Here is an 18871-nt window from a genome sequence, read left to right on the forward strand (position 1 = left end):
CAGGAGCGAACGAATTATGTCAACAATAGCATTACACGACGAACACAATCACGATCACGCTGATCATGGGCATCATAAAGAGACTTTGATTTCAAAGTACATCTTTAGTATGGATCATAAAATGATTGCCAAGCAATTTTTAATTACCGGTATCATTATGGCGGTAATAGCGATGGGCTTATCCATTTTATTCCGTATCCAATTGGCCTGGCCAAACCAGAATTTCCCTTTCCTGGAAACATTTTTAGGTAAATGGGCTGAAGGTGGCCGTATCAAACCCGATTTTTATCTGGCACTGGTAACCATTCACGGTACCATCATGGTATTCTTTGTACTAACGGCCGGTTTAAGTGGTACCTTTAGTAATTTATTGATTCCACTTCAGATTGGTGCGAGAGATATGGCTTCGCCATTCCTGAACATGCTTTCATACTGGTTTTTCTTTACTGCCTGTGTGGTCATGATGTCGTCATTCTTTATCCAAACAGGACCAGCTTCTGGCGGTTGGACGGTTTATCCGCCACTATCAGTAGTAGCTAAGGCAATGCCAGGATCTGGAATGGGTATGACCCTTTGGTTAATCAGTATGGTACTTTTCGTAGCTTCATCTTTAATGGGGGGTATCAACTACGTAAGTACAATCTTAAACATGCGTACCAAAGGTATGGACCTTTGGAAAATGCCATTAACCATCTGGGCTTTCTTTTTGACTGCTATTTTAGGTATCTTATCTTTCCCTGTTCTTGTAGCTGGGGTAGTATTAATGGTATTCGACCGTAGTTTTGGAACAAGTTTCTATTTATCAGATATCGTAATGGGTACTGATATTTTACCAAACGAAGGTGGTTCCCCAATTTTATGGCAACACTTATTCTGGTTCTTAGGTCACCCTGAGGTATACATCGTAATTATGCCGGCATTGGGTATCTCATCTGAGGTTATTTCTGTAAACTCACGTAAACCAATCTTTGGTTACCATGCGATGGTTTACTCGTTAATCGGTATCACGGTATTATCATTCATCGTTTGGGGTCACCACATGTTTGTAACGGGTATGAATCCGTTGTTGGGTGGGGTATTTATGATCACCACGTTGATTATCGCGGTTCCATCGGCAGTAAAAACCTTTAACTATCTGGCTACATTATGGCGTGGTAATATCCGTTTCACTCCGGCAATGTTATTTGCTATAGGCTTGGTTTCATTCTTTATCTCTGGTGGTTTAACGGGTATCTTCTTAGGAAATGCATCTTTGGATATTAACTTACACGATACGTATTTTGTTGTGGCCCACTTCCACCTGGTGATGGGATCTGCAGCGATTTTTGGTATGCTTGCGGGTGTTTATCACTGGTTCCCTAAAATGTTCGGTAGAATGATGAATGCTAAATTAGGTTACCTACACTTCTGGTTAACTTTCATTGCGGCTTACCTGGTATTCTTCCCGCTTCACTTCTTAGGTTTAGATGGTGTGCCTCGTCGTTACTATGCATTTACTGAGTTCGAATTCATGAAGAAATGGTTAACAGTAAACATATTTGTAACATGGGCCGCTATTATGGCAGCGCTTGCTCAGGTAGCGTTTTTGTTTAACTTCTTCTATTCAATCTTTAAAGGAAAAGTATCTCCTCAGAACCCTTGGGAATCGAATACATTAGAATGGACTGCACCTGTTGAACACCTTCACGGTAACTGGCCAGGAGAAATCCCTACAGTTTACAGATGGCCATACGATTATAGCAAGCCAGGACATGATGAAGATTTTATTCCTCAAACCGTTCCTTTTTCTCAAACCATGAGCTCTAACTTGCCTCACGATTTTGAGGGAAATGCTGAAGCCGAAAAAATACAGCATGATTGGGAACTGGCTAATCCAGTTGCAGAAAACAAGGGCTAGTTTATAAGCTTAAATACAATTTAAAAAGGGGTATCTGATTAAGTTTCTGCTTATCCGGATACCCTTTTCATCTTAATAGATATATGGTCAGCAGATCAGAACAACGTTTCATTAACATCAATCTTATAACCATCATCGTTACGCTATTGGTTATACTTGCCGGCGGTATTGTGCGCAGTACAGGATCAGGCATGGGCTGTCCGGATTGGCCAAAATGTTTCGACCGTTATATTCCGCCTACCGATGTATCGCAACTTCCTGCCAATTATAAAGAGAAGTATGTAGCGGGCAGGTTGAAGAAAAATGAGAAGTTCGCCAAGTATCTGGAAAGCATGGGCAAGGTAGCCTTGGCTGATAGTATCAGGCATGATAAGAGCATTACTATACCTGAAGAATTTAATCCGGCTAAAACCTGGACCGAATACTTAAACCGATTGGCTGGCGTAGCCGCAGGGATATTCCTGTTTTTAACAGTAGCGTATTCTTTTACTTACCGCAAAACAGCTAAACGGATTATTGTGCTCAGTATCCTGAATCTTTTTGTGGTTGTCTATCAGGGCTGGTTAGGTTCGATAGTTGTTTCTACGAATCTGGCGCAATGGGTGGTCACTGTACATATGCTTTTGGCATTGGTCATTTTGGCGATATCCATTTATACGTACAATTATGCTAAGCAACTCAATAAGGCACCTTCTGTAATTATGTACAGAATCTTATGGCTGAAGGGTTTTTTATTCTTTACACTTGTAATTAGCCTGATCCAGATCATTTTAGGCACTGATGTAAGAGAAGCTGTGGATGTGATTGCAAAATCACTGGCTTATGGCAGTAAAGCTATATGGATTTCGAAGGTAGGGGAGGTATTTTCTTATCACCGCGATTTGGCCATACTGGTCGTGATTGCGAACGCAGTGGTATACAAAATGGTGATCGATCGTTTTAGTGGCAAAGCGGCTCCGTTATTAACAGCCAGGTTTATATTGATTACGCTTCTCGTACAATTATTAAGTGGTTTGGCGTTGGCATATATTGCTTTCCCACCGGCAGCACAGGCATTGCACATTTTATTCTCTACGCTGTTATTTAGTTTACAGTTTTATCTGTACCTGTTGGTTTACCGGACAAGTACCTATAAACAATAATATTTAAGAAAATTGAAACAATATCTTTCAGATTTTTCTAAACTGATCAAATTCAGACTATCGTTTACGGTGGTGTTTTCGGCATCGATCTCATTTCTGATCGGTCAGAAAATGCAGGTGGGCAGAGGTTATATTCCCAATATCGATTGGGGAAACTGGTTGATTTTAATCGCTGGTGGATTTTTAGTTACCGCGGCTGCAAACTGTTTTAATGAGATCATAGAGAAAGACCTGGATAAGTTAATGTCTAGAACCAAAGACCGCCCTATGCCGGCAGGTAGAATGACTACCGGGCAGGGATTGATTTTGGGTGTTTTCATGGCTTTTTTTGGTACCTGGTTACTGGGGAAATTAAATCTCGAAACAGGTTTACTTTCTGTATTTTCAATTCTGTTGTATGCCTTTGCGTATACACCATTGAAGCGGAAATCACCGATTGCTGTTTTTGTAGGGGCAATTCCCGGCGCTTTACCACCACTTATCGGTTATTTGGCCGCCTTTGGAAGTTTAAAAGCCGAGCAGTTCCACGAAATTGATTATTACATTGCAGGAATACTGTTTTTAATTCAGTTTGTATGGCAGTTTCCACATTTCTGGGCCATTGCCTGGGTATTGGACGATGATTATAAAAAGGCTGGTTTTAGATTGCTCCCAACCAAGAAAAGAGATAAAACATCGGCACTGCTTACTTTTTTAAGCACGCTGGTTTTAATCCCGGTAAGTTTATTGCCAACCATTTATGGTTTTGGCGGTTATTACATTGCTGGTTTATCTTTAATTGCTGGCTTGATATTTAGCTGGCTGGCTTTTAAACTTTTAATGAACAAAGAAATGACCGATGCAAAAAGGGTAATGTTCTGTTCGTTTTTTTACATCCCGGCAGTACAGCTGGGCTTATTATTAAATTTTATAGCAAAATAATTTATGGTGCTAACAATGGAAAAGATGCAGGATACGTTCGACCCTAAGCCAAGAAAGTTTATTGTCTGGTTATTTGTCGTATCATCTACAATTATGTTTGGTGGCTTTACCAGTTATTATCTGGTATTTGCCGCTTCAAAGGGAAAGGGACACGGTTTAGTGTTACCCGATGCCTTTATTTACTCTAGCCTGGTAATTATTGCCAGTAGCATCACCCTGGTGTTTGCTTCGAGGGCTTTAAAGAAATTAAACTTTAGCTTACAGCGCAATATGCTCTGGATTACGATGATATTGGCCATCGCGTTCGGTGTAATGCAGTTTAATGCCTGGGGAAGTATGGTGAGAACTGGTGCTACCCTTGTAGGAAACAACGCTGCAATATCGTTCATCTATGTGGTTTCGGGCATGCACCTTTTGCACATTATTGGTGGTGTTGGCCTTATTATTAATGCTTTAGCAGGAAGTTATAAAAGCTTGCCTGTTGCCAAAGTCCAGTACAGAATGGAAATTGCTTCTATTTTTTGGCATTTTATAGATATATTATGGATATATCTGTATGTTTTTTTACTTTTGAACCGTTAAATTTGTTAACAAACTATTATACTATTTCCAAATGAATGCAGTATCACAATTAGATCAAGTTAAAACCGGGCCATGGAATGGTGGTCGTTCTCCGTGGTCGGTAGAATATGGTAAAATCATGATGTGGTTTTTCCTTTTGTCAGATGCTTTTACCTTTTCATCTCTATTGATCTACTACGGCGCTCAGCGTTTTTCTAAATTAACATGGCCAGCGCCGGATAAGGTTTTCCAATCGATCCCGGGTATTGCTGAACATGGCGCTCCATTAGTTTTCGTAGGTATTATGACCTTTATCTTAATCATGAGTTCAGTAACCATGGTATTAGCGGTAGAGGCCGGACACAGACGTTCTAAAAAGGAAGTTATCGGCTGGATGATTGCAACCATTATTGGTGGTTTCATGTTCTTAGGCTGTCAGGCAATTGAGTGGACGCACTTACACCATGATGGTTTCTGGTGGGGACATATTCCTTCTGCAGAAGAATTGAAACACTTTTTCCTTAAACCAGAAGACGTATCATTAGTTGCTTCACAACAATTTGCAAACTTATTTTTTACCATTACCGGTTTCCACGGTTTCCACGTATTTAGTGGGGTAATCATTAACATCATCATCCTGATCATGACCATTAATGGAACTTTTGAGAAAAAAGGACATTATTTAATGGTAGAGAAAGTTGGTTTATACTGGCACTTTGTTGATTTGGTTTGGGTGTTTGTATTTACATTCTTCTATTTGGTTTAATTTATCATTATATAAAAATATTTTTATGTCAGAGCACACACATACAACAGAAGAACACGGGCACGGAGATCATGCAGGTTTATCGAAAGGTAAAATCTGGAAAGTTTTCGGAATCCTTTTGTTAATCACCGTAATTGAATTTATCATTGCGTTGGTCTTAATTCCGAAGGGAATTATGACGCAGCATGTGGGTAACTACATTTATATCGGCTTAACTTTGTTGAAAGCGTTTTATATCGTAGCATACTTTATGCACTTAAAATATGAGAAATTGGGCTTACAGCTTGCATTAACGGTATCATTTATTTTCATTATTTACTTTATTGTTTTAATGCTGATAGAAGGTGGGTTCTTAAACATCCACATGATGAACCATTAATGAAAAGAAGTCCTATCAAAAAGGTAATAATCCTGGTAAGCATTTTAGCTATACCGGGATTTTTGTTTTTTTACTTGTTGCCGCACTTCGCAAAGAACAGGTATAAGAGTTTGCCCATCTTTGGTGAAAAGGTTGTTGCCACTACTTTCCATAGCGTAAAGGGAAAAAAAATACCCGATACCATTTATCATAAGATTCCTGATTTTAAACTCATAAACCAGCAAAATGATACCATCACCTGGAAATCATTGACCAACAAAATTGTGGTGCTGAATCTGTTCTATACAGGTGCCAATAACCAGCAAACCAATAAATACATTAAACAGTTATCTGATGGTTATGAGCAAAAACCTTTGGTTAAGTTTTTAAGCCTTTCTGTTGATCCGGCAGACCGGGATAAGATTAAAGATTTTGCAGCTAAATTTAAAGCAAAAGAAGGCAAATGGGATTTTTTAGCTGGCGACACCGCACAAACCTATCCATTGATTAAACAGGGTTTATTGCTTGATGCGATAGCAGACGACGCAAATGGAAAGACCAACTTTATTTTTAGCAATAAGATTGTCCTGATCGACAATTTACACCGCATACGCGGTATTTATGATGCAGATGATGCTGGCGCTAACGCAAAGTTGGAAGATGAAATCAAAGTGCTTATTGCAGAGTATTTGAGGAATGTTAACGACGGTAGGTAATTGGGTAAGCGTTTGGAGTTCTTAGTCGCAAGTCCACAGTCGTTGATTGAAAAGATTTATAAAATAGAAAAGATTTAAAAACTCATGGAAAATAGCCCGATTGAGAAAAAATATAGCAAATGGATCATTATCCTTTCCATCTTCATTCCGGTAGCGGTAGCCTTTTTATTTGTAGTAAAGCTAAAAGATTTAGGTATTGACGCCCCAACTTTACCTTTCTTGCCTCCAATATATGCTACCATTAACGGCATTACGGCAGTATTGTTGGTAGTTGCCGTTTGGGCGATTAAAAATGGAAAGATACAGTTACATCAAAATTTAATGAAAACAGCTATCGGGTGTTCGCTATTATTTTTGGTGATGTACATTGCTTATCACATGACTACACCTTCAACGAAATTTGGGGGAGAAGGGGCCATCAAGTATGTATATTTCTTTATCTTATTAACCCACATTTTACTTTCCATTGCCATTATCCCTTTGGTATTGGTTACTTATGTGAGGGCTTTAGCTCAGCGTTTCGATCGTCATAGAAAGATTGCAAGAATCACTTTCCCATTGTGGTTATATGTGGCTATTACTGGTGTGGTAGTTTATCTCATGATTTCGCCTTATTACCAATACTAACCTAATTCGTTAGTTAAAGTTCATTTCTTGTATTCATATTTGCACATTATTGTGTATAATTGGTTCGGTATTAACTGTCCGGTACAATTATATATTAATGGATGTTGCACAAATAGAAACGGGAAGGGATTTGATCTCATTAATAAAAAGGGGACAGAGTGCTACCTTTACACGTTTCTATACCTCTTATTTTCAGAAACTTATTCTTGCCAGTGATAAATATATCAGTGATGTGCATACCGCTGAAGAGATTGTTCAGGATATTTTTCTCAAGATTTGGGAATTCCCGGAAAATCTTGCCGAAGTGAAATCGGTAAAATCATATTTGTACCGTTCTGTTATCAATGCTTCCATTAATTATACCAATCGTCAAAAAAGCTTAGAACAGCATCATTTAAAATTAGCGACAGCTTTTTCCGACGATTATCTCAGCGATCTTGATGAGGAGAACGAAATGATCATCATTTTGAGGAATGAAATAGATAAACTTCCTGCGCAATGCAAAAAAGTGTTCAAATTGAGCCGGTTTGAAAACTTCAAGTACAAGGAAATTGCCCAAACACTTGATATATCTGAAAAAACGGTAGAAAATCATATCGGAAATGCCCTTAAAGTTTTAAGGGCACGGTTTCTGGAGGATCAAACGCTGAACAAAAAGGGGAAGAGCTACTTGATGATGATGTCGGTATATTTATATTAATTTCCCGCATAAAAAATGCCTTTAAGCTATACCTACAGCTGTTATCGAAAATAATTTTATTTTTTTATCATTTTTTTTAGGGGTTTTTTAAGCTTGGTTTGTCTTTATAGTACAAAACCAAACTCACTAATGCTTAACCAACCAGAATACTTGGACTTAATTGTTCGGTATTTAAACCATCCGCAGGATGAGAATCTTCGTGCGGTAATAAATTCTTACAGAACAGAATCTGCTGAACATGAACAATATTTTCATGATATAGAGAAGATATGGAATTTATCTTCTAAATCCGCCTTGCTTGATGGACTGGATATGAGACAGATACAGGCCGATTTTAAGCACGAATTAAGGAAACGTACCTATAAGCTTTCTACAGGTTTTGTATGGCTCCGCAACATCGCTGCAACAATTATTTTATTGGGCATGGGTTATTGGCTTTACAACTTAAGTTCAAAGCCCGCTTACCTAACGATTAAAACTGTAGCCAATCAGCAAGATTCTGTGCTATTGGTTGATGGTTCTAAAGTTATTCTTGCCGAGAATAGTACGGTTCGGTATCCAGCGAAGTTTGCTGTTTCGTCCAGAGAAATTTATCTGGATCATGGTAAAGCTTTCTTTAAAATTGCCAAGGATCCAAAACATCCTTTTAGCGTATTAATGGGCGAATCGAAGGTTAAGGTACTGGGAACATCATTTAATATCGACTATTCTCCAAACAAGATCGATCTGGATGTTAAAACAGGAAGGGTATTATTTTCGCCTTATAAAAATGGCACTTCATCCATTCTGATCGCCGGGCAGGCACTATCTTATAATATTACGAACAAACAATTCACCACAAGGGTTTCGCAAAATGCAGACGCATGGCTGACCAATGAACTTGTTTTTGTAGATACCCCGCTTGAGGAGGTGTGCAAACAGCTAAGCAGTTATTACCAAAAGAATATCATTTTAGAAACGAACCAACCACTCGTTAAAAAGTTCAATGCAACTTTTAAAAGCAACAGTTTAACTGAGGTTTTAGCGGTATTAAAAGAAACCTACGGGTTTAAGATTATACACCGAAAAGACACAATTACTTTAAAAACATCTATAAACTAATCAACTTTAAATTAACAAAATCAACTATGGAGAAAAATTTTTACAAAAGAAATGCAGCAATAAGTTTGCGCCGGGTAGCCTTACTGCTGTGTGCAATCTTTTGGGCTGTTTTGGCCAGGGCCAATGCAAGGCAAGCCAATGGTAAACCCGAAAGATTAGATAACTATCTGAAAAAAATTGAGCAGGCTTACAAAGTGAGCTTTGTATATGATGCAGCTGAAATCAACAAAACAATGGTGCTGGATGTACCATCAAAACTGACATCGATTACCGAATCGCTTGATCAGCTTAAACAAAAAAACATTTCATACAGGTTGGTTGGCAACCAGGTAATTTTAAAGATTGTTGAGCCCCCCCGAAATAAATCAAAAAAAGCCGTTACCATTAAAGGAACCGTTCGAGATAAGAAAGATGGCGCTGCTATGCCGGGCGTTAGTGTCCGCGAGAAGGGAGCATCAAATGCGGTTTCAACAGATAGTAAAGGAGATTATCAAATTACAGTGAAAGAGGGGGCAACCCTATCTTTTGCTTCTATCGGTTATAAAACTGTTGATGTTGCAGTGGGTGGTAAAACCGTAATCAATGTTACTTTAGAGGAGGATGCAAACCAACTGGGAGATGTGAATATCGTGTCAACCGGTTATCAAAATTTAAATAAAAATTATTTACCGGAGCTGCAACGGCATTAAGAGGTGTAGATGTTAAACAGGATGGTATTACCGATGTGAGCCGTATGCTCGAAGGTAGGGTAGCCGGGGTATCGGTACAAAATGTATCGGGTACTTTCGGTGCAGCACCAAAAATCCGTGTACGTGGGGCCACTTCAATTACAGGCGAAAATAAACCACTTTGGGTAGTTGATGGTGTGATTTTGGAAGATGTGGTAAACATCTCTAACGAGCAGTTGTCTTCTGGAGATGTAAGCACTTTGATCGGTTCATCAGTTGCAGGGATCAATGCCGATGATATTGAAAGTTTCAATATTTTGAAGGATGCGGCAGCAACCGCACAGTATGGCGCAAGGGCAATGAACGGTGTGGTAGTAATTACCACTAAAAAAGGCCGTATTGGTAAACCGTTGATTTCTTATACAGGCAATTTTTCTACTTATTTAAAACCTACTTACGATAGTTACAACATCATGAATTCTTCAGACCAGATGTCGGTGTATTCGGAGTTGGCCCGTAAGGGGTGGTTAAACCACTCGAGTGCATCAAGAGCTGCTGATGGTGGAGTGTACACTAAGATGTATCAACTCATTAATACACACGATGCAACATCGGGTGCATTTGGCTTGGCCAATACACCGGAAGCAAGAAATTCATTTTTAATGCGTTACGCTACTGCAAATACCGATTGGTTTGACGTGCTTTTCAAAAATTCGCTGATGCAGGAACATGGTATCAGTGTTTCCTCAGGAACCGATAAATCTCAGCTTTATATTTCTACCAGTTATTTAAATGATAATGGTTGGGCAGTAGGTAATAATGTAGAACGTTATACAGGTAACGTAAATGCTGTTTTTAATTTAACAGATAAACTTTCGGTTAATTTTATTACAACTGGATCAATCCGTAATCAAAAAGCACCCGGAACAGTTGGGCGTGTTAGCAATCCGGTGGAGGGTACTTACTCCAGAGATTTCGATATTAACCCGTTCAGTTATGCTTTAAATACAAGTAGAACCCTAACAGCATTTGATCAAAATGGCAACAGGGAAAACTTTACCAGGAACTTTGCCGATTTTAATATCTTAAACGAATTGGACAATAACTCATTAGAGTTAAGTATGTTGGATTTTAAACTTCAGGGTGGCTTGGGTTATAAATTTGCGAAACACTTCAAGTACGATTTCTTGGCCTCCATGAGGTATGTGAAAAGTGGAAATGAGCATAAAGTAAGGGAAAATTCAAATATGGCCAATGCCTATAGGGCCAATGGTGATTCTTATATCCAGGATAATAACCGTTTCTTGTTCCGTGATCCTGAACATCCAGAATTGCAACCGGTGGTTGTACTTCCTTATGGTGGCTTTTACAATACAACCGACGATTTTCTTAAATCGTATATGGTTAGAAACTCCATTGAGTATGATAATGCAATCAATGAAAAGCATTTAATCAATATTTATGCTGTTCAGGAAATGAGAATGGCCGACCGCCAAACCAGAAGCCAGATCGGTTATGGTTATCAATACGATAAAGGCGGTGTGCCCTTTATCGATCCAAATATTGTGAAACAGGCAGTCCTGAATAACCTGAATTACTATTCGATGAACCACAGATACGATCGTTTCGCGGCATTTATGACCAGGGCTGCGTATTCTTATAATGGAAAATATTCATTCAACGCAACAGGAAGATATGATGGCTCGAACCAATTGGGTAGCTCGGCTACTGCGAGGTGGTTACCAACCTGGAACATCTCTGGTGCCTGGAATATTGATAAAGAAAGCTTTTTCGATAATTCTAATGTAACCAAGATTCTTAACCGTGCTACCATTAGGGCAACTTATGGGTTAACTGCAAGTTTGGGAAGTGCTACAAACTCTGCCTTGGTTTTAAGAAATGCCAGTGCATTAAGGCCCTACACAAATGAAACTGAATCGGTAATGAATATCGAGTATATTGAAAACAGCGATTTAACCTGGGAAAAACAGTACGAAACCAACCTTGGTGTAGATTTAGGTTTCTTTAAAGATAAGCTAAACTTAACGGTCGATTTATACAACAGAAACGGCTTCGATTTAATCAGCCCTTTAAGAACTTCAGGTATTGGTGGCCAATATTTAACAACAGCCAATTATGCCGACATGAACTCTAAAGGTATTGAGGTTACGTTGAGTGGTCCTATTGTAAAATCAAAAGACTGGAACTGGAGAAGTAACCTAAACTTTGGTTACAACAAAAACAAGGTAACTAAACTTTCAAGTCCGCAAAATATCTTCAGTTTAGTAACTGCCGATGGTGGGCCACAGGAAGGATTTCCTTACCGGGGATTGTATTCCGTTGATTTTACAGGACTAAACCACGATACCGGTATCCCTGAATTTATCAACGAGAAAGGCGAGAAAAGTGGCGATGTTTATATGCAGAGTTTGGAAACCAAATACTTAAAGTATGAAGGACCTACAGATCCGAAATTAACTGGTGGTTTTTACAACAGTGTGAGTTACAAAGGTTTTACTTTTGGCTCTTTATTTACATTTTCTGCAGGGAACAAAATCAGATTGAACCCGGTATTTGCAACCTCTTATTCAGATTTAGATGCATTGCCTAACGAGTTTAAAGATAGATGGACATTGCCTGGCGATGAACTGAAAACCAATATTCCTTCTATTCCTGATGTTGAAGCAGCAGCAAATATAGATGGTACATATCCATACAATACCTATAACTACTCAACAGCGAGGGTTGCTGATGGAGGTTTTATACGGTTAAAACAACTGTCGCTTTCGTATGCGTTACCTGCGAGAATCCTGAAAGCTATCGGGGCAAATAATGCTTCAATAAGCGCAGTGGCGAACAACTTTTGGTTAATCTACTCTGACAAAAAACTTAAAGGACAAGATCCTGAGTTTTTTGCGTCCGGAGGTGTGGCATTGCCAATTCCAAAGCAGTATACGCTTTCATTAAAAGTTGGATTCTAATTTTAAATTGAAAAGAAATGAAAAGAAATAAAATATTCATATATATCGCATGTTCTGGCTTACTGCTATCTTCAGGTTGTAAGAAATTTTTGGAGCATCAGCCTGATGACCGTACGGAGCTAAATAGTTCGGTTAAAGTTGCCGAATTGTTGGCAAATGCCTATCCACATGGTAATTATCTTGCTTTTGCAGAAGCCATGAGCGATAACGCAGGCGATAAGGGAACAACAGGAAGAGATTTACCCAACTCATCTCCATGGAATTATATTGATCAGATTGATGCTACTTCCGAAGATACTCCGCCCTTTTATTGGAATTCTTGTTATAAAGCCATTGCAGCAGCAAATTATGCATTAGAAGCCATTGATAAGGCAGGTAATACAGCCGAATATTCGGCAAGTAGGGGAGAAGCACTTGTAGCAAGAGCTTATGTACACTTTATGTTGGTCACATTTTTTGCCAAAGCTTACGATCCGGCAACTGCTGCATCCGATCCTGGTGTACCCTATGTAACCTTACCTCAAAAAATTGTCGAAGGCAATTACAGTAGGGGTACAGTTGCCAGTGTTTATGCCAATATCGAAAAGGATCTTGAAGAAGGTCTTCCGCTAATCCAAAACAATACCTATAGGGTTCCTAAATATCACTTTACAACCCAGGCCGCCCATGCTTTTGCTACGCGTTTTTATTTATTTAAAAAAGAATATCAAAAGGTAATCGACCATGCAAATGCGGTTTTCCCGGGGGTAACAATTTCAGATAATTTAAGAGCATGGAATACCACATATAATGCATTGGGTTATTATGAATTACAGGCTTTATATACGAACTCTACCGAGCCGGCCAACTTATTGTTACAGGAAGCAAACTCCTATTGGGGTCGCAGTTATGCAAGTTATAATTATGGTTTAAGTGCTTCTGTTTTGCCAATCTTTTCATCGGCAAATAACCCAAGCAGAAAAGCTTTTGCATTCTCGAATAAAATTTTTGGGGGTACCGATGTAGTGTATAATATCCCAAAATTCAGGGAACATTTTGTGAAAGAAACCATCAGTGCCAATTTTGGTGATGCTTACAATATGGTGCCTTTATTTACAAGTGAAGAAGTTCTTTTCAATAGAGCTGAAGCCAATGCGATGTTGGGGAATAATGCACTAACCATTACCGATATTGATGCTTACCTATCAAAAAGAATTGTAAACTATTCTGCAACAGCAGATAAATTTACCGAAGCAAAAGCAACAGCATTTTTCCCGGCACTATCGGCTAAAGATGCGTTAGTTGGAACAGTATTGAATTTTAAACGTCAGGAGTTTATGCACGAAGGCTTGAGGTGGATGGATGTTTTAAGGTTAAAAATTCCGATAGAACACAATAGCCAGGATGGTAAAATCAAAATCTCATTGGGTGCTGATGACCCACGTAGGTTAGTTCAGATTCCTCAAGATGCAGTAGCAGCTGGATTAGCTGCCAATCCCCGTTAATTATAATATCAGAATATTATGAAAAAGAAATTATTAAGCATATCATTAGTTGCATTGACCACAATCTTTTTAGCGGGATGTAGCAAAAAGGATGATTTAAATACAAACATTGTTGGTTTGGGCGGAGATACCTGGGCAAAAGGACCAATCGATGAATGGATCAGCACCAATTATACCACACCCTATAATATTGAGGTGAAATATAAGTGGGACAGATCTGAATTAGGTGAAATTTATAAAAACGTAGTACCTATCCAGGAAGATCTGGTGATACCTGTAATGAGTATCATCAAAAAAACATGGATCGATCCTTATGTAGCTGTAAAAGGCGAAAATTTCATGAAAAAGTATTGCCAAAAACAGTTTTATCTGGCAGGTAGCCCTTCATATAACAGTAACGGTACCATTACCCTAGGTACGGCAGAATCGGGACGAAAAATTGTATTACTGGATTTAAATACTTTTGATCAGAACAATAAGGCCGCCGTTAGACAAATTTTGCATACCATGCACCATGAATTTGGCCACATCCTTAACCAGAACATCGCGGTAACTCCCGATTACCAAAGAATAACCCCAGGCGATTATACCGCAACATGGTTTAATATTTTTAGAGGTGCTTACTCAACAAACGCTGCTTTGGATAAAATTATGTACGAGGCAGATTTTTGGGGTAAAGGCTTTGTTACACCCTATTCGAGATCGAATAAAGACGATGATTTTGTCGAAACCTTATCTACCTTGTTAGAAGGTGGACAAGCTAATTTCAATAATATTGTAAACAACCTGTTTGTATATGATGGTATCTATATTAAAAGAAATGGCAAGGGCGTTTACGAACAAAATACAGATGGAAGAGCGAAGTTATTAAGAAAGAAAGCTATTGTAACGTCTTATATGAAAGATAGCTGGGGTATCGACATTGCTGACCTACAGGCCAGGACCCAGGCGGCTATAGAATCGCAATCTCCAACCGCTGATTTTAATAGTTTGTTGGGGCCAGGCAGGACCTATGGTATCATTACAGTAAACCCTCAGAAATTAACCGGTTTGTCGGCAAAGTTTTTAACAGCGTATAATACAGCAAATACAGGTCTGCAGGCAGGTATAGGTTATTATATTGATAATATTGCTTTAAATTTTACCGCGGCAAACAAAGTGATCTTAAGGGTGAATTTTATGGATCCTACTGCTGCTTTAGGCGTGGGTTTTAATGCTGATTTTGATTTTGATGTAAACAATGTCAATGGAAACATTACATTGGCTTATTCCGACACGCAGCCCACAACGGTAACTTATGCAAATGCAAGGGCAATAGAAGCTGCTATCCCCACTTTGCTAAACTATTTTAAAGGGCAGCAATTTACTATACGCTGGGTGGATGATATCGTTCCGCAATCGAAAAGTATATTCGGTGGACTTGTAAAAACAACTGATCCTACATCTTACCTATTTGGAACATTGTAATCATTTAAAATAAAGACGATGAAAAAGCATTTATTATATTTATTCTTGTTTGCAGTGGCCTTAGGCGCTTGTAAAAAAGACAAAACAGAGCCACTACTTGGTAACGCTGACGAGCGTTTGTCGGAAACATTAAAAGCATATCAAACCCAGTTGGCTGGGGCACAGTTTGGTTGGAAAGGCTATCTGTTAACCGATAGTAAAGTTCTTGCTACCTTCCTGTTCAGTTTTACGGATAAGAACAGGACCACAATGTCGGCAGATTATGAGCCTACACCAAACGAAAGTTCGTATAGGTTAAAAGCCCTGCAAAGACCAACTTTATTGTTCGATACCTATTCAACCTTACACCTGATAGCAGATCCAACACCAAGCAAATTTGGGGGTGATACAGGCGGCGGTTATTATTCAGATTTCGAATTTGCCTTTCTTTCGGCCAGTGCAGATACGATAAAACTGGAGGGGACTTTTAATAAAAGTAAACTGGTTTTGGTAAGGTCAAAATCTGCTGCTGATAATGCTTCGGCATTTACTGCCCCTGAAGATATGACTGCAACCCTATCTAAATTGAGAACCTATTTTAAACGCGCCACGGTTGGTAGTTTAGATTGTGAGGTAAAATTAGATCCGAACAGGCGAGTTCTTGGATTCGACTACCTTGAAGCAGGAGTACTAAAAACAGCTAGCAGCAATTACTTTGTTTCCGGAACTTCATTAATCTTATTTAGCCCATTGGTTATCGGTAGCACAACAATAACCGGGTTAAACGGAGTATCTTTTGATGCAGCAACAGGATTTATTAATGCCAGTACCAATGGTGGTGCATCATTACAAATAAAGGAAGCAATAACACCCCTGCAATATGATAAAACCGTTGCTGCAAGATTTTTGGCTAATCCTGTTTATGGAACGTATAGTGAATGTTATACAGGTTTTACGGTTGATGGTGTGGTTGATGCTTATGGAGTGAGAACAATACCTAATTTCTTTTCTATTGATTACTACCCCAAAATTACCGGACAGGCTTATGGAGCTGTTAGATTTTGGTTAACTACAGCATACGGTGCTTATGGCCCTGCCATTATACCAACAGTAAGTGCTGATGGTAAGATTTCTTATGTTCAGGATGGTAGTTACGGAACCCCACCAGCTGCAATACAGCACATTATCACCAATACCACCAATAATTTTCTCAAGCAAGGTGGCTTTTATGTGATACAAACAGATACCAGAGTATATGACATGGTAGCTGTTGCAGATGCAAGGAGCTGGATAACCTTCGAATAGTTATTAACAACGCCCTCTCAGAACCCTCACCCTAAAAAGTGAGGGTTTTATTTTTAACACATTTTTTAGTGCGTGAAATTTCATAATCTGTATATTTGATTATAAAGTTGAATTCATTACTACACTAAATTGTTTTAGTATTCATTCTCGCTAATTATAAATTGCGCGATTATTATGCTTCGGAATAATAAAAGACATAAAAAAATTATGATTAAATAATTTATGGCGGTAAGCAACGCGGATAAAGAACGTGCACTGATTGATAAGATTGTAGAAGGAGATGAACAAGCCTTTTCTGTTTTGTTTTTCAAATACCTTCCTGTGCTCCAAATATTTGCCTCAAAATTTACCAAATCTGATGATGCCGCTGAAGAAATTATTCAGGATGCCTTTTTAAGGGTTTGGTTAAACAGAGATAAGTTGGCCGATGTGGACAATGTGAAAGCCTACCTTTACAAATACGTTTCGAATGAATGTTTAAGTTATTTACGCAAAAAATTAAAAGAAGACCGGGTTGTGGATGCTTTTACTGCAAAACAGCCTAACAGTCATAACCATACGGCTGATGTTGTTTATTTAAACGAAATTAACAAAATTGTAGCCGTTGCGGTTGATCAATTGCCCGAACAACGTAAGAAAATATACCAGCTCAGTAGAGGTGACGGTAAAACCATCCCAGAAATAGCCGAAATGTTGGGTTTATCGCCCAGTACGGTGAAAAATGCCCTTGTAATTGCCTTAAAATCTATCAGAACCCAGCTCGATCAGCATGGAATAACCTTTGTTGTACCCATTGCATTATATTTTTTTAAAATAAAATAAAAAAAGTTGAAATCCCGATAGTCCTAATTTCTGTTTACTGCTTCTTAGTATCAGAATCTTTATGGAAGTACGCATCAATTATCTTTTACAACAGTTTACAGCAGGGCAACTCAATCAGGCAGAAAAGCAAGAGCTTTTGGCCTTGGCAGAGCAGAATTCTTCTCTCGTTAGCGATGAAATCGTGAAAATGATTATTGCCGAAGAGGAGAATGCGGGTGAGGTAATCGATAAAAAGTGGAACCCTATCCTGAAAAAAATCCTTGCTGTAGATAAACCAAGCCGTACACCTCGTAGAATTTTGATGAGCAGGTTACGGTGGGCTGCAGCCGCTGTGGTTTTTGTGGTATTTTCTTTTACCGGTTATATTTCTTTAACCAAAAAAAGAGAACATGTTTTTGCTACTGATGTTCTCCCTGGTAAAAATAAGGCAGTTTTAACCCTGGCAGACGGTAAGAAAATATCCCTTTCTGATGCCATGAACGGGGATATTGCCAAAGAAGCCGGATTCTCCATTACTAAAACGGCCAATGGCCAATTGGTGTACAAAGTAGCTGAATCAAAAAATACTGAGGATACGCGGTTAAACACCATATCTACCCCTAACGGCGGCGAATGGCAAATCCGTTTACCGGATGGATCTACAGTTTGGCTTAATGCGGCTTCTTCTATTCAATACGCCTTAAATATTGGAACGGCAAAACAGCGTATGGTGAAATTAGATGGTGAGGCCTATTTTGAAGTGGCCAAAAATGCAGCGCATCCTTTTATTGTAGAAACAGATAAGCAATCTGTTGAGGTGCTGGGTACACACTTTAATATTAACAGCTATCAAGACGAAATCGTAACCAAAACCACCCTGCTAGAGGGAAGTGTGCGCGTTTTGCACCATAGCACTAATCAGAGCGAAATCCTTAAGCCGGGAGAGCAGTCTATCGTATCCGCTTCGGGTATTAATATAAAAGGTGTTGATGTGGATGAAGCCATTGCGTGGAAAAATGGGTATTTCATGTTCAACAATGAAAAACAAGAAAGCATTTTGCGCAAAGTGGCCCGTTGGTATAATGTAGAGATAGAATACGCTGATCAAGCTGCAAAAGAGGTAATGTATTACGGAACGGTAAGCCGTTTTGAAAAAATATCGAAAGTGCTGACCAAGTTTGAGCAGACCGGCGAAGTGCATTTTGATATTAAAGGCAATAAAGTAATTGTCTACAAAGAATAAACGAGAACAGATGAAGGCATGACTAACCTTTATCTCTAAAAATAAAACAACTTAATCAACTTAACCTAACCCTAACAAATTATGAAGATACCTCGACAAAACTCCTGACGATTCAAAGATGAATGAATAAAAAAAGGAGTGCTTGCAACACCCC

17 protein-coding genes are annotated in these 18871 nt (G+C 38.8%); all 17 read left to right on the forward strand.

Features of this window, described 5'->3' with window-relative positions; genetic code table 11:
- Positions 1-16: 16 nt before the first annotated feature.
- The 17 genes from AC04Q1_RS11000 to AC04Q1_RS11080 all read left to right on the forward strand — a co-directional run bounded on the left by AC04Q1_RS11000 (position 17) and on the right by AC04Q1_RS11080 (position 18717).
- The gene (locus tag AC04Q1_RS11000) at positions 17-1897 is read left to right on the forward strand and encodes a cytochrome c oxidase subunit I (protein WP_478364532.1); all 1881 of its coding nucleotides are present in this window, start codon (positions 17-19) and stop codon (positions 1895-1897) included.
- Positions 1898-1980: 83 nt separating this feature from the next.
- A complete protein-coding gene (locus AC04Q1_RS11005) occupies positions 1981-3039 on the forward strand; it encodes a COX15/CtaA family protein (RefSeq protein ID WP_478364534.1) in 1059 nt (352 codons plus the stop codon).
- Between the two features lie 12 nt (positions 3040-3051).
- Positions 3052-3960, forward strand: a complete 909-nt coding sequence (gene cyoE, locus AC04Q1_RS11010) for a heme o synthase (RefSeq protein ID WP_478364535.1) — start codon at positions 3052-3054, stop codon at positions 3958-3960.
- Positions 3961-3975: 15 nt separating this feature from the next.
- Complete coding sequence (locus AC04Q1_RS11015) at positions 3976-4542, forward strand: cytochrome c oxidase subunit 3 (protein ID WP_478364537.1); 567 nt, start codon at positions 3976-3978, stop codon at positions 4540-4542.
- 31 nt (positions 4543-4573) lie between these two features.
- Positions 4574-5287, forward strand: coding sequence for a cytochrome c oxidase subunit 3 (locus AC04Q1_RS11020; RefSeq protein ID WP_215130621.1), 714 nt, complete (start codon positions 4574-4576; stop codon positions 5285-5287).
- A 25-nt stretch (positions 5288-5312) separates the two neighbouring features.
- Complete coding sequence (locus tag AC04Q1_RS11025) at positions 5313-5666, forward strand: cytochrome C oxidase subunit IV family protein (protein ID WP_426326308.1); 354 nt, start codon at positions 5313-5315, stop codon at positions 5664-5666.
- Positions 5666-6361, forward strand: a complete 696-nt coding sequence (locus tag AC04Q1_RS11030) for an SCO family protein (protein WP_478364540.1) — start codon at positions 5666-5668, stop codon at positions 6359-6361. The genes AC04Q1_RS11025 and AC04Q1_RS11030 overlap by 1 nt, the downstream gene beginning before the upstream one ends.
- An 84-nt stretch (positions 6362-6445) precedes the next feature.
- Positions 6446-6988, forward strand: coding sequence for a DUF420 domain-containing protein (locus AC04Q1_RS11035; protein WP_316843307.1), 543 nt, complete (start codon positions 6446-6448; stop codon positions 6986-6988).
- Between the two features lie 97 nt (positions 6989-7085).
- Positions 7086-7688 carry an RNA polymerase sigma-70 factor gene (locus tag AC04Q1_RS11040; protein WP_478364542.1) on the forward strand — a complete coding sequence of 201 codons (603 nt, stop codon included), beginning with the start codon at positions 7086-7088 and terminating at the stop codon, positions 7686-7688.
- Between the two features lie 129 nt (positions 7689-7817).
- Positions 7818-8789 carry a FecR family protein gene (locus AC04Q1_RS11045; RefSeq protein ID WP_478364544.1) on the forward strand — a complete coding sequence of 324 codons (972 nt, stop codon included), beginning with the start codon at positions 7818-7820 and terminating at the stop codon, positions 8787-8789.
- Between the two features lie 26 nt (positions 8790-8815).
- Positions 8816-9478 carry a carboxypeptidase-like regulatory domain-containing protein gene (locus tag AC04Q1_RS11050; RefSeq protein ID WP_478364546.1) on the forward strand — a complete coding sequence of 221 codons (663 nt, stop codon included), beginning with the start codon at positions 8816-8818 and terminating at the stop codon, positions 9476-9478.
- 35 nt (positions 9479-9513) lie between these two features.
- The gene (locus AC04Q1_RS11055) at positions 9514-12438 is read left to right on the forward strand and encodes a SusC/RagA family TonB-linked outer membrane protein (RefSeq protein WP_478364547.1); all 2925 of its coding nucleotides are present in this window, start codon (positions 9514-9516) and stop codon (positions 12436-12438) included.
- Positions 12439-12455: 17 nt separating this feature from the next.
- Complete coding sequence (locus AC04Q1_RS11060) at positions 12456-13922, forward strand: RagB/SusD family nutrient uptake outer membrane protein (RefSeq protein ID WP_478364549.1); 1467 nt, start codon at positions 12456-12458, stop codon at positions 13920-13922.
- Positions 13923-13940: 18 nt separating this feature from the next.
- Complete coding sequence (locus tag AC04Q1_RS11065) at positions 13941-15389, forward strand: zinc-binding metallopeptidase (protein ID WP_478364551.1); 1449 nt, start codon at positions 13941-13943, stop codon at positions 15387-15389.
- 18 nt (positions 15390-15407) lie between these two features.
- On the forward strand, positions 15408-16673 hold the full coding sequence (locus AC04Q1_RS11070; RefSeq protein ID WP_478364553.1) for a DUF4302 domain-containing protein: 1266 nt from the start codon (positions 15408-15410) through the stop codon (positions 16671-16673).
- Between the two features lie 222 nt (positions 16674-16895).
- Positions 16896-17495: an RNA polymerase sigma-70 factor gene (locus tag AC04Q1_RS11075; RefSeq protein WP_478364555.1), complete on the forward strand. Its 600-nt coding sequence runs from the start codon at positions 16896-16898 to the stop codon at positions 17493-17495.
- A 61-nt stretch (positions 17496-17556) separates the two neighbouring features.
- Entirely contained in the window at positions 17557-18717 is a 1161-nt protein-coding gene (locus AC04Q1_RS11080; protein ID WP_478364556.1) for a FecR family protein, read from the forward strand.
- Positions 18718-18871: the final 154 nt, after the last annotated feature.

This window comes from Pedobacter humicola (assembly GCF_056490705.1).